This is a genomic window from Microbacterium sp. LjRoot205 (assembly GCF_056175745.1).
In genome coordinates, this window is the sequence record NZ_JBGFFH010000005.1 from 14,885 (window position 1) to 26,922 (window position 12,038).

At 69.6% G+C, this 12,038-nt stretch carries 13 protein-coding genes; 4 read left to right on the forward strand and 9 right to left on the reverse strand.

What is annotated here, in order from left to right:
• Positions 1-122: 122 nt before the first annotated feature.
• Together AC04ME_RS11525 and AC04ME_RS11530 are read right to left on the reverse strand one after the other, a co-directional pair.
• Positions 123-947, reverse strand: coding sequence for a Rossmann-fold NAD(P)-binding domain-containing protein (locus AC04ME_RS11525; RefSeq protein WP_475435065.1), 825 nt, complete (start codon positions 945-947; stop codon positions 123-125).
• A gap of 4 nt (positions 948-951) precedes the next feature.
• Positions 952-1,512: an acyl-CoA thioesterase gene (locus AC04ME_RS11530; protein WP_042541436.1), complete on the reverse strand. Its 561-nt coding sequence runs from the start codon at positions 1,510-1,512 to the stop codon at positions 952-954.
• Positions 1,513-1,642: 130 nt separating this feature from the next.
• On the opposite strand from AC04ME_RS11530, the gene AC04ME_RS11535 reads away from it, so the two are divergent.
• Positions 1,643-2,149: a GNAT family N-acetyltransferase gene (locus AC04ME_RS11535; RefSeq protein WP_042541435.1), complete on the forward strand. Its 507-nt coding sequence runs from the start codon at positions 1,643-1,645 to the stop codon at positions 2,147-2,149.
• Between the two features lie 113 nt (positions 2,150-2,262).
• On the opposite strand, the gene AC04ME_RS11540 is transcribed toward AC04ME_RS11535, so the two are convergent.
• From AC04ME_RS11540 to AC04ME_RS11550, 3 genes are read right to left on the reverse strand one after another with little or no spacing between them, the layout of a single operon-like run.
• The gene (locus AC04ME_RS11540) at positions 2,263-3,987 is read right to left on the reverse strand and encodes a cytochrome b/b6 domain-containing protein (protein WP_475435067.1); all 1,725 of its coding nucleotides are present in this window, start codon (positions 3,985-3,987) and stop codon (positions 2,263-2,265) included.
• Positions 3,988-3,989: 2 nt separating this feature from the next.
• Positions 3,990-4,961 (reverse strand): electron transfer flavoprotein subunit alpha/FixB family protein, encoded by a 972-nt coding sequence (locus tag AC04ME_RS11545; protein WP_475435068.1) that lies wholly within the window; start codon positions 4,959-4,961, stop codon positions 3,990-3,992.
• A 1-nt stretch (position 4,962) separates the two neighbouring features.
• A complete protein-coding gene (locus tag AC04ME_RS11550; RefSeq protein ID WP_475435070.1) occupies positions 4,963-5,739 on the reverse strand; it encodes an electron transfer flavoprotein subunit beta/FixA family protein in 777 nt (258 codons plus the stop codon).
• 131 nt (positions 5,740-5,870) lie between these two features.
• On the opposite strand from AC04ME_RS11550, the gene AC04ME_RS11555 reads away from it, so the two are divergent.
• The 3 genes from AC04ME_RS11555 to AC04ME_RS11565 are packed head-to-tail and all read left to right on the forward strand — an operon-like array spanning position 5,871 to position 7,331.
• Positions 5,871-6,407, forward strand: coding sequence for a MarR family winged helix-turn-helix transcriptional regulator (locus tag AC04ME_RS11555; protein WP_475435071.1), 537 nt, complete (start codon positions 5,871-5,873; stop codon positions 6,405-6,407).
• A 1-nt stretch (position 6,408) separates the two neighbouring features.
• Positions 6,409-6,891, forward strand: a complete 483-nt coding sequence (locus tag AC04ME_RS11560; RefSeq protein ID WP_475435073.1) for an SRPBCC family protein — start codon at positions 6,409-6,411, stop codon at positions 6,889-6,891.
• Positions 6,888-7,331, forward strand: coding sequence for a YdeI/OmpD-associated family protein (locus AC04ME_RS11565; RefSeq protein WP_475123219.1), 444 nt, complete (start codon positions 6,888-6,890; stop codon positions 7,329-7,331). The genes AC04ME_RS11560 and AC04ME_RS11565 overlap by 4 nt, the downstream gene beginning before the upstream one ends.
• 127 nt (positions 7,332-7,458) lie before the next feature.
• Here the strand turns inward: AC04ME_RS11565 and AC04ME_RS11570 are convergent, their stop codons facing one another.
• The 4 genes from AC04ME_RS11570 to AC04ME_RS11585 all read right to left on the reverse strand — a co-directional run bounded on the left by AC04ME_RS11570 (position 7,459) and on the right by AC04ME_RS11585 (position 11,942).
• Positions 7,459-8,235: an enoyl-CoA hydratase gene (locus tag AC04ME_RS11570; protein ID WP_042541428.1), complete on the reverse strand. Its 777-nt coding sequence runs from the start codon at positions 8,233-8,235 to the stop codon at positions 7,459-7,461.
• 46 nt (positions 8,236-8,281) lie between these two features.
• Positions 8,282-9,169: a 3-hydroxyisobutyrate dehydrogenase gene (mmsB, locus tag AC04ME_RS11575; RefSeq protein WP_475435076.1), complete on the reverse strand. Its 888-nt coding sequence runs from the start codon at positions 9,167-9,169 to the stop codon at positions 8,282-8,284.
• Positions 9,166-10,371, reverse strand: coding sequence for an acyl-CoA dehydrogenase family protein (locus AC04ME_RS11580; protein ID WP_475435077.1), 1,206 nt, complete (start codon positions 10,369-10,371; stop codon positions 9,166-9,168). Before AC04ME_RS11580 ends, mmsB begins: the two co-directional genes overlap by 4 nt.
• A 68-nt stretch (positions 10,372-10,439) precedes the next feature.
• A complete protein-coding gene (locus AC04ME_RS11585) occupies positions 10,440-11,942 on the reverse strand; it encodes a CoA-acylating methylmalonate-semialdehyde dehydrogenase (RefSeq protein WP_475435079.1) in 1,503 nt (500 codons plus the stop codon).
• Between the last annotated feature and the right edge of the window lie 96 nt (positions 11,943-12,038).

The following is a 12,038-nucleotide window of genomic DNA, read 5'->3' on the forward strand; positions in this document are numbered from 1 at the left end:
TAGGACTGCAGTGCCCGCCTGCCCTTGAGCGACGGTCGCGTCGGGCCGTTCCGGTCGCAGTTCATGCCGTCGCTCGTGCGAAGGCACGCCACGGAGTGCGAGCGGAACCGGGGCGGAAGCGCTCAGAGCGCGGCGATCATCTCGTCGTAGCCCGCACGGAAGGTCGGATACTCGAGATCGCCGAGGAACTCCTGCAGCAGGCGCCCCTCCAGCACCGTCCCGCCGCCGACCTCCGGATCGAGGTGCGGGGGCGGCTCGACTCCGAGGCGAGAGGCGATGTGCGCGACGACGTCTCCGAGCAGCACGGGCTCGCGGTCGACGGCATGGATCAGCGGGGGCGCGGAGTCGGCCCGCAGCATCGCCTCGAGCAGCCGCACGAGATCGGTCTCGTGGATGCGGTTGGTGCGGYGGGTGTGGTCGACCGCTGCGCCCTCGCGCACCCGCCGGATGAGGAAGTCGCGACCGGGTCCGTAGATGCCGGCCGGGCGCACGATGCGCGCGCCGAACAGCTCCATCGCCAGGTGCTCGCCCTCGACCAGATCGCCGCCCCGCTCGCTCGACACCTTCGGCGCATCGCGCTCGGTCAGCGGTGTCTCGCCGGGGCGTCCCTCGAACACGCGCGTCGACGAGACGAACACGACCCTCTCGGGCATCGTCGGCAGGGCCTTCGCGAGCCCCCGCAGCGCCGGTGGATAGATCGAGTCGCCCTCGGTGCTCGGCGGCAGAGTGATCACGACCGAGTCGAACTCCGGCAACTCACGGTCGAGCGGATGCCGCAGATCCGCCTCGATGGTCGGGAACGGCATGTCGCCCGCGCTGCGCCGCATGGCCGTGACCTCTGAGCCCTGTGCGACGAGCCGTTCGCCGAGGCGGATGCCGAGCTTGCCGCATCCGACCAGCAGCACCGAGCCCGGCGTGCGCGTCTCGAGACCCCACGGATCGGTCACGGCGTCAGCTCCACACGCTCGGCGCCGGGGTGCGCACGGGAGGCAGAGCGGATGCTGCGGCCCAGTCGTGTACCCAGGAGTCGATCTCGGGCACACCCTCGGGCTTGCCGACGGCGGCGAACAGCTCTTCGTTGCTGACCGTGCCGCCGGTGCGGCGCAGCATCCTCGATCGCACGATGACGCGGGCGTAGATCTCGCCACCGACGACCGCCCTGTGCTCGAGGAACACCGCCTTGTCGTCATGACCGATGAAGCGCGACTGCACCTCGAACCGCTGCCACAGCTGCAGCGACTTGCGGAACGTCACGGTCTCGCTCGAGACGACGGCGTACCAGCCGCGTTCGTTCATGGCGTCGAACAGCCCTGTGCGGATCAGCAGATCCCACCGACCGAGGTCGAAGAGCGACAGGTATCGGCCGTTGTTCATGTGACGGAGGATGTCGATGTCGGTCGGCAGGGTCGTCAGCCGGATGCTGCTGACCGATGCTGCGTCGAGGGTCTTGCCTCGCCGCACGCGGCGACGGGCGGAGAGGATCACGAGGAGAGTGCGCCAGATCACGTTCACGAGGACTGATCGTAGCCATCGGCGAACGAATCACGAACATCGTTGTGCGATCCCTCCAGCCGCTCATCCGCGGTCTGGGAACGCTCCCGCTCGATTTCCGGTTCGCGGAGGCCGCGCGTAGAGTCGCGCTATGAGCGCCGAAGCCCAGCCTGAAGTCATCGTCCGTCCGGTCCGTGATGTGGATGCGGAAGCCCTTGGTCGCGTGCACGCGCAGTGCTGGCACGAGACCTACGACCACCTGATCAGCAAGGCAGCCCTCGAGAAGGTCTCGCCCCGTCGCATGGCCGAGCTGTGGACGCACTGGGCCGCTCAGGGCCCCGAGTTCACGATGCGCGCCGCCCTCGTCGACGGCGAGATCGTCGGCTTCGTCGGCTCCGGCCCTGCCCGCGACAAGGACGCGCCCGCGTTCCGCGAGCTGTACTTCATCTACCTGCTCGACGCGTACCACTCGACCGGCATCGGCCAGAAGCTCTTCGATGCGGCCGTCGAGAAGGACGAGCCCCTCTACCTGTGGGTCGCGGAGGACAACCCCCGCGCACATCGCTTCTATACGCGCAACGGCTTCGCGCTCGACGGCGCCAGCCACACCGAGCCGTTCCTCGGCGAGACGCTCACCGAGGTGCGCTTCGTGCGCTGATCTCTGCGTCTCGTGACCACCGCGTTCACGATGCAGCACGACACGGCCCCCGCCCATCGGCGGGGGCCGTCTCTGTGTGCCCGGTTGCAGTCTGTGCGGAAGACAGGACCGTGTCAGCGGCCAGACACGGTGCCGAAGAGCTTCGCGATCGGGGCGATGACCAGCGGGCGGGCGGCGACCCAGCCGAGGGCGATCACCACCAGGGAGGCCACGAAGACCCAGAAGCCCGTCCAGCCGACGGCATCCGACGACGCGTACATGTGGTTGAGGTTGCGCAGGAAACCGGTGAGGAACACCAGCGCGACGTGTCCGATGATGAACACCACGAAGTAGATCATGACCGGGAAGTGCAGCGCACGGGCCCACTCGATCGGATACGCCCTCGACAGCCGCTCGGCCTTCTTGGGCCACATGCCCGACATGCGGAATCCGGTGGCCGCAGCAAGCGGCGCCGCGATGAACACGGTCACGAAATAGGCCAGCTGCTGCAGGCTGTTGTAGTTCACCCAGCCGTGCTCGGTCGGCCAGTCGAACGACACGTACTGCAGCGCCGCCGACAGCGCGTTGGGGATGACCTCCCAGCTGGTCGGCACGATGCGCGCCCAGTGTCCGGTGACGAACAGCAGCACGACGAAGATCACGCCGTTGACGAGCCACAGGATGTCGAGCGCCTGGTGGAACCAGATCGTCAGACTGACCTTGCCCTTGGGGTCGCCTCGCGGGGTCCAGAAGGCGGTCGGCCGCTTCTCGTTGCGGATCCGCAGACCCGACCGGATGATCAGCACCATCAGGAACGCGTTGAAGAAGTGCGCCCAGTTGGTCCACGGCGCGAACCCGGGCTCGACGGCGACGGCCGGCTCGTATTCGCCGGGGAAGGCCGCGAGGAAGTCCTGCATGACGGGGAAGCTCAGCAGCGCCCGCACGAAGGCCACGGCTGCCGCGGCCAGGATGCCGAGGGCCGCGGCCCCGAGCAGACCGGCGATCGCCTGGGTCCAGGAGGGGCGAGGACGAGCGGATGTCGCAGCGGTCGCCGTGATGTGACGCGGCGCGCTGCCGTTCCAGACCGTCTGCGGGGTGGGCAGCGGCATCGAGGGATCGCCGAGGGCGAAGGATGCGGCTGCCGGGGCCACGGCCGTTGACGGAGCGGCGACCGAAGCGTCCTCCCGGTCGTCGGGCGAGGACGGCGAAGCAGACGGAGACGAAACGCGCTCGATGACCACGGCTTCGGTGCCGGCGGGCGGCCAGGGCTCGCCTCCCGGTGTGCGCGGAAGGCCGCGACGCACGGATGACGCGGTGGCGGCCGCGCTCGCAGCGTGGCGCGTCTCGTCTCGTCGCTGCGCTCCTCGCTCGACGACCGGGGAGGGAGCGGCGCTCTCGACGACCGGGGAGGGAGCGGCGCTCTCGACGACCGGAGAGGCGACAGCCGCAGCGACGGCCGGGGGCGCACTCTCCTGCTCGTCGAGCGATGACGGCGACGCCGACCGAGACGAAACGCCCTCCGCACCGACAGGCACCACACCCGCGGGCGGCCAGGGCTCTCCGCCCGGCGTGCGCGGAAGACCGCGACGCACGGATGCGGGGGGAGCGCTCGCAGCGTGGCGCGTTTCGTCTCGTCGCTCCGCTCCTCGCTCGACGACCGGGGAGGCGGCCTCCACCGGGTCGACGACCGGCGAGGCGCTCTCCCGCTCGGCGACGACCGGGGACGCGCTCTCCTGCTCGTCGAGCGAAGACGGCGACGCCGACACATCGTCTTCGCCGACGTCGACCGCGAGCCCGGGAGGCCACGGCTCGCCGCCGGGCACGCGCGGGAGTCCGCGCCTGAGCGTTCGCGTCGCCATGGCTACTTCTTCCGCGCCTCGAGGCCAGCGATCACCTGCGGGACGATCGTGAACAGGTCGCCGACTATGCCGAAGTCGGCGACGTCGAAGATCGGCGCCTCGCCGTCTTTGTTGATCGCGACGATGTTCTTGGCCGTCTGCATGCCCGCACGGTGCTGGATCGCACCGGAGATGCCGAGAGCGACGTACAGCTGCGGCGACACCGAGACACCGGTCTGACCGACCTGATGAGACTGCGGGATGTATCCGGCATCCACGGCGGCCCGCGATGCGCCGACGGCCGCACCGAGCGCATCGGCGAGCTCTTCGACGAGCACGAACTTCTCCTTCGACGCGAGTCCGCGGCCGCCCGAGACGACCCGGGTCGCCCCGCGCAGCTCGGGCCGGGACGACGTGGACTCGACCGCTTCGACAGCGCCGACGGTGGCGGCAGGGGAGCCGGATGCGGCCACGGTCAGGGCTTCGACGGTCGGCGACGCGACCGCCTCTGCCCGAGCATCGACAGCGCCCTGGCGCACGGTGATCACCGGAGCCCCGAACGTGGGGGCCGAGTCGGTGAGGTAGGCGCCGCCGTACACGGAGTGGTGCGCGACGATGCCCTCGTCATCTCGTGAGACACCCACGGCATCGACCGACAGAGCCAGCTTCGCGCGCACCGCGAACCGGCCCGCGACGTCGCGCCCCGCGATCGAGTTCGAGATGAGCACGGCATCCGGTCGCACCTGCTCGAAGGCGGCATGCAGCGCATCGACGATCGGCACGGTGAGGATCGTCTCGTCGGCGTCGGCCGTCAGCACCACTGATGCTCCCGCCTCGGCGACCTTCGATGCGGCATCCGCGGATCCGCCGACGACGAGCGCGACCGGTGCGCCGACGGTCGAGGCGGCGCCGATCAGGGCCGCCGTGCTGCTGGCGGGGTTGCCTGCCGGGTCGAGGTCGACGACGACGAGGATCGGGTTCTCGGGGTAGGTCATGTCACACCAGCCTGTTCTGCACGAGGTAGTCGACGAGCTTCTCGGCGGCATCGCCCTCATCGACGATCTTCACGCCGGCCGCACGAGGCGGCTTCTCGGCGACCGAGGTCATGATCGTGCGGGGAGCCGCGCCCGGGTCGGCCGAGACGCCGAGGTCGTCGAGTGTCAGGACCTCGAGCGGCTTCTTCTTCGCCGCCATGATGCCCTTGAAATTCGGGAAGCGCGCGTCGGGCAGCGCTTCGGTGATCGAGATGACGGCGGGAAGGGATGCCGAGATCGGCTGCGCTCCGGCATCCGCCCCTCGCGTGCCCGTGATGCCCTCAGCCGTGATCTCGACGCTCGTGAGCGCGGTCGCGTGCGCCCAGCCGAGGTTCTCGGCGAGCATCGCGGCCATCACTCCGCCCGAACCGTCGGTCGACAGGTTGCCCGTGATCACCAGGTCGGGTGCGCCGCGGCGGATCGCCGCCGCCAGGGTCTCCGCCGTGAGCCCGAGATCGGCTCCGGCGAGCTGCTCGTCGGCGATGTGCACGGCCGAGCCTGCGCCGATCGCGAGCGCCCGCCGCACCGACGCCGTCGAGCCGCCGGGAGCCATCGCCACGGCGACGACCTCGGTGCCCTCGTTCTTGTCGGCATGGCTCAGCGCGACCTCGAGCGCGCGCTCGGTGATCTCATCGAGAACGACGTCGCCGGCACCTCGCTCGGCGAGTCCTGTCTCGAGATTCAGCTTGCGGTCGCCGTAGGTGTCCGGCACCTCTTTGACCAGGACGAAGATCTTCATCGATTGCTCCTCACGACTGCGTCGATTCTAGTCCCCTGATACTGAGTCCCACCCGATGAGCGACTGAGGACCACTCGCCGTTCCGGCGGGCGCATCCCCGGAGTCCCGGCCCGATGCCCTACCGTAGAACCGTGGTCCGACCCCGTCCTCTGCCTGTCGATCCGCTCGCTGAGGCGAAGCGGCAATGGCTCGCGCACGGCTGGTCGGATGCCGCCGACGGCATGACCGTGGTCACCTCGGTGATGCGGGCCCAGCAGCTGCTGCTCGCCAGGGTGGATGCCGCTCTCAAGCCGTTCGCCCTGAGCTTCGCCCGCTACGAGATGCTGCGCCTGCTGGCGTTCAGCCGCTCGGGCCGCCTGCCGCTGTCGAGCGTGGTCGCCCGACTCCAGGTGCATGCGACGACCGTCACGAGCACGGCCGAGCGTCTGGTGCGTGATGGGCTGATCGTCCGCGAGCCCCACCCGCACGACGGCCGCGCTGCACTGCTCGCCCTGACCGACTCCGGCCGCGAACTCGTCGAACGCGCCACCTCCGCCCTCAACGCCGATGTCTTCGTCGACCCCGGGGTCAGCAAGGCGGACGCGACCGAGCTCGTCGCGATCGTGGCCCGCATGCGCAAGGCCGCCGGCGACTTCAGCGACCCGAAGCCGCAGCCGGACGCCCTCTGACATGGCCGAGTTCGTGCTCGAGCGCGTGATCTCGGCTGCTCCCGCACACGTCTTCGCGATCGCCCTCGACCCCGGGCTGCATCTGCGGTCGATGGCACGGTACGGCGAGACGATGGTCGAGGCCCCGGCGGGCGGCGTGTTCAGCGAAGGGTCGACCGTCACCTGGCGCGCACGGCACTTCGGCATCCCGTTCCGTCTGCGGTCGATCGTGTACGACGTCGATCCGCCGCGCGGGTTCCGCGACCGGCAGATCTCGGGACCCTTCGGCGCGTTCTGGCACGAGCACGTGTTCCAGGAGCACCCGCGGGGCACGCTGATGCGCGACACGATCAGGTTCCATTCGCCGTTCGGCCCGATCGGACGACTGGTCGACCGGCTCGTGCTCCGCGAGTACATGCGTCGTCTGATCGAAGCGCGCAACGACCAGCTGGCCGCAGAGGCGGAGACCGAAACAGACGGGCACGGGCGTACACTGCCCGCATGAGCGAGCTGCGCGTGCACACGACTCTCGAAGGCCGTGGCCCGGCCGCCGCGATCATCCTCTCCGACGAGCAGGTCGCGTCGTTCGGGGCGGGCAAGACCTTTCCGGTCGCCGTCACGATCGGAGGACGCACCGCACGTCTGCGCGTGGCCCGCATGGGCGGGCAGAACATGATCGGCTTCAGCAAAGCCGTGCGGGCCGACCTCGGTGTGGAGATCGACCAGGAGGTCGAGGCCGTCATCCGTCTGGATGCCGCCGAGCGCCAGGTCTACATCCCACCCGCCCTGGCTGCGGCCCTCGATGCCGACCCTGCGCTGCGCGGGGCCTTCGACGCGCTCTCGTACTCCGTGCGCAAGGAGCATGCCCGCACCGTGGCTGACGCGAAGCAGGACGCGACCCGCGACCGCCGCGTCGAGAAGATCGTCGCCGCACTGCGCGGCTGAGCCGCCCGCCGCTCGTTCACAGCTCAGCATCAACCGCTGACCGGCGTGCCAGATCGGCGCCGACGGGACTCTATGGCGCCATGCATGCTGAATTGTGAACCGCCGGGCGCCGCCGCCTCCGTGGAGGTCAGCGGTTGCGGAAGTCGGGCGCACGCTTCTCCCGGAAGGCCGACATGCCTTCCTTCTGGTCCTCGGTGTCGAAGAGCGCGGCGAACGCCTTCTTCTCATGGGCCAGACCGTCGGCGAGCGTCGTCTCCATCGCGGCGTCGAGGGCGGCTTTGGCGGCGAACACCGACGGCAGCGACTTCGACGCGATCGTCTCGGCCAGCGTCGTCGCCTCCGCGAGCAGCTCGGATGCCGGCACCACCCGCGAGACGAGCCCGGAGCGCTCCGCCTCTTCGGCGCCCATGAACCGGCCGGACAGCACCAGCTCGGCCGCCTTGTAATAGCCGACGGCGCGGATCAGGCGCTGCGTGCCGCCCATGCCGGGGATGACGCCGAGATTGATCTCGGGCTGGCCGAACTTGGCGGTATCGGCGGCGAGGATGATGTCGCACATCATCGCGAGCTCGCATCCTCCCCCGAGCGCGAAACCCGAGACGGCGGCGATCACCGGGGTGCGCACCGCGGCGAACTCGTGCCAGACGCCGAAGTGGTCGGTCTCGAGCATCTCGGCGGCCGACATCGACTCCATCTCCTTGATGTCAGCACCCGCGGCGAACGCCTTCTCCGACCCCGTGACGACGATCGCGCCCACGCCGTCGTCGCCGTCGAACGCCACAGCCGCAGCCGTGACCTCCTCGGCGAGGCGGCTGTTCAGCGCATTGAGGGCCTCGGGACGGTTGAGGGTGATCCACCCGACTCGTCCGCGCTGCTCGACCAGGATCGTCTCGTACTCGGTCATCGTGAAACCCTCTCCGTCGTGGTCATCTCAGTATGTCGCGAGTGCGTCACACAGAGCCGTCGCGGATGTCGGTGATGATGCCCGAGAAGTCGCGGGTCGCGCCGTCTCCTGAGGCGAATGCCGCGTAGAGCTGCTGTGCGAGACGTCCCATCTGCGCATCGGTCGACGTCTGCTCGATCGCCTGCAGCGCGAGCCCGAGGTCCTTCGCCATGAGGGCACCGGCGAATCCGGGCTGGTAGTCGCGGTTCGCCGGGCTCGTCGGCACCGGCCCGGGCACGGGGCAGTTGGTCGTGATCGACCAGCACTGACCGGATGCCTGCGAGACCACGTCGAACAGCGCCTGATGCTCGAGCCCCAGCCGCTCGCCGAGCACGAACGCCTCGGCGACCGCGATCTGCGACACCGCGAGGATCATGTTGTTGCAGACCTTCGCCGCCTGCCCGAGTCCGGGGCCACCGCAGTGCACGATGCGCTTTCCCATGGCCTCGAGCAGCGGCAGCGCGGCCGAGAAGTCGTCGTCGGAGCCGCCGACCATGAAGGCGAGTGTGCCGTTCTCGGCGCCCACGACTCCGCCCGACACGGGGGCGTCGACGTTGCGATGCCCCGCGGCGAGCGCCAGCGCATGCGCCGCACGGGCCTCATCGACCGCGATCGTCGACGACTCGATGAAGAGGGTGTTCGGGCGGGCGGCGGCGAGCAGCTCGGTGCGGTAGGCGTCGATCACATGCCTTCCGGCGGGGAACATCGTGATCACCACGTCGGCGTCGCGCACGGCATCCGCTCCGCTCGCTGCGACCGGGATGCCGACGGTCTGCGCCGCCTCGACCGCAGCCGGCATCAGGTCGAACCCGTGCACCTCGTGCCCCGCCGCGACCAGGTTCTTCGCCATCGGCAGGCCCATGTGGCCGAGCCCGAGGAAGGCGATGCGAGTCATGATGCGCTCCGCATCCGGTCTTCGCCGCTCCGCTGGAGCGACGCCGACCCCGCGGGTCGGAGCATCTCGCGGCCGACGATCAGACGCATGATCTCGTTGGTGCCCTCGAGGATCTGATGCACCCGCAGGTCGCGCACGACCCTCTCGATGCCGTAGTCCTGCAGATAGCCGTATCCGCCGTGCAGCTGCAGCGCGCGGTTGGCGACGTCGAATCCGGCATCCGTCGCGAAGCGCTTGGCCATGGCGCAGCGCATCGTCGCGTCGGGCGCCTGCTCATCCACCGCCGAAGCGCCGTCCCTGACCATGAGGCGAGCGGCCTGCAGGTCGGTGCGCATGTCGGCGATCGCGAACATGATCGACTGCTTCTCGGCCAGCGGCTCGCCGAACGCGACGCGCTCGTGCACGTACTGCACCGCACGGTCGAGGGCCCACTGCGCACCGCCGAGCGAGCACGCCGCGATGTTGAGACGGCCGCCGTTGAGCGCCGACATCGCGATCGCGAAACCGCGTCCCTCGTCGCCGAGCATTCCGGATGCGGGGATGCGCACGCCGTCGAGGATCACCTGGCGGGTCGGCTGCGCGTGCCAGCCCATCTTCTTCTCGGGCGCGCCGAAGCTGAGGCCCTCGGCGTCTCCGGGAACCAGGAAGGCGCTGATGCCGCGGGCACCCGGCTCGCCGGTGCGCGCCATGACGACGTAGACCGYGGCCTCGCCGGCGCCCGAGATGAACTGCTTCACGCCCGTGAGCAGGTAGTCGTCTCCGTCGCGCACCGCACTCGTGGCGACGTTCGCGGCATCCGATCCGACGCCCGGCTCCGTCAGGCAGTACCCGCCGAACTCCTGCATCGCGGTGAGCGCGGGCAGCCACCGGCCGCGCTGCGCGTCGTCGCCATAGGTGTCGATCATCCAGACGACCATGTTGTGGATGGAGATGTAGGCGGCGACCGCGGGGTCGCCCTTGGCGAGCTCTTCGAAGATCGCGACCGTGTCGGAGCGACTGAGGCCGGTGCCGCCGAAGTCCTCGCGCACGTAGATGCCGCCGAGACCGAGTTCGCCGGCCTTGCCGAGCGACTCCCGCGGGAAGATGTGCTTCTCATCGCGCTCGGCCGCGAACGGGGCGAGCTCGGTGTCGGCGAAGTCCCGGACGGCGTCGAGAATGGCCTCGCGCTCTTCGGCGGTGGTGGTGACGGTTGTCATGGTCATGTCATCTCCTGGGGTCGTGCGTTTCGTCTCGGGCGGCTTCGCCGGCCTCGCTCAACGAACAAGAATCGTCAGTGCATGGTGGGGATCACGAAGCTCGCGCCGTCGCGGATCCCCGCAGACGGCCAGCGGCTCGTGACGGTCTTGGTCTTCGTGTAGAAGCGGAAGGCGTCGGCGCCGTGCTGGTTGAGGTCGCCGAATCCGCTGCGCTTCCACCCGCCGAACGTGTAATAGGCGATCGGCACGGGGATCGGCACATTCACACCGACCATGCCGACCTCGACGCGGGCGGCGAAGTCGCGGGCGGCGTCGCCGTCGCGGGTGAAGATCGCGACGCCGTTGCCGTATTCGTGCTCGGATGCCATGCGCAGCGCCTCCTCGTAGTCGGCGGCCCTGGCGATCACGAGCACCGGGCCGAAGATCTCCTCGCGGTAGATCGCCATGTCGGTGGTGACGTGGTCGAACAGCGTGGGGCCGAGATAGAAGCCCTGCTCGTGCCCCGGCACGGAGAACCCGCGCCCGTCGGCGAGAAGCGTCGCGCCCTCGTCGACGCCCTGCTGGATATAGCCCTCGACCCGCTCGACGGCAGCGCGCGTGACCAGCGGCCCGTAGTCGACGTCGGCTGAGAGCGACGGTCCGATGCGCAGCTGCGCCACACGCTCGGTGAGCTTGGCGGCGAGAGCGTCTGCGGTCTCCTGCCCCACCGGCACCGCGACCGAGATCGCCATGCAGCGCTCGCCCGCCGAGCCGTAGCCCGAGCCGATCAGCGCGTCGACGGCCTGGTCGAGATCGGCGTCGGGCATCACGATCATGTGGTTCTTGGCACCGCCGAAGCACTGCGCGCGCTTGCCGTGCGCGGCGGCCGTCGAGTAGATGTACTCGGCGATCGGCGTCGAGCCGACGAAGCCGACGGCCCGGATGCGGTCGTCGGTCAGCAGGACATCGACGGCCTCCTTGTCTCCGTGCACGACGTTGAGCACGCCGGCGGGGAGTCCTGCCTCGAGGAACAGCTCGGCGATGCGCACAGGCACCGAGGGATCCCTCTCGCTGGGCTTGAGCACCACGGCGTTGCCGGCGGCCAGCGCGGGCCCCGCCTTCCACAGCGGGATCATGGCGGGGAAGTTGAACGGTGTGATCGCCGCGACGACGCCGAGGGGCTGCCGCATCGAGTAGACGTCGATTCCCGCACCGGCGCCGGTCGAGTATTCGCCCTTGAGCAGGTGCGGAGCCCCCGCGGAGAACTCGATGACCTCGAGGCCCCGCTGGATGTCGCCCTTCGCGTCGTCGACGGTCTTGCCGTGCTCGCTCGCGAGCAGCTCGGCGAGCGACTGCATCTCGCGCTGCACCAGATCGAGGAATCGCAGCAGCACGCGAGCGCGCTTCTGGGGGTTCGTCGCGGCCCACTCGACCTGCGCGGCCTCGGCGTTCGCGATCACGTCGGCGACCTCGCCGGCGGAGGCCAGCGGCACGCGCGCCTGGACGGATCCGGTGCTCGGATCGAACACGTCGGCGAAGCGACCCCCTTCTGGGGTGAGGTGCTTTCCGCCTACGAAGTGGGGAATGGTACGAGTCATTGTGCGATGTCCCTTCGCGCCGTCGTTGGCACTATGACGATGGTACTTCGGGATCCGTCGATTTACTAGGGCGTCCTTGTATCGCAGACCCCCGGG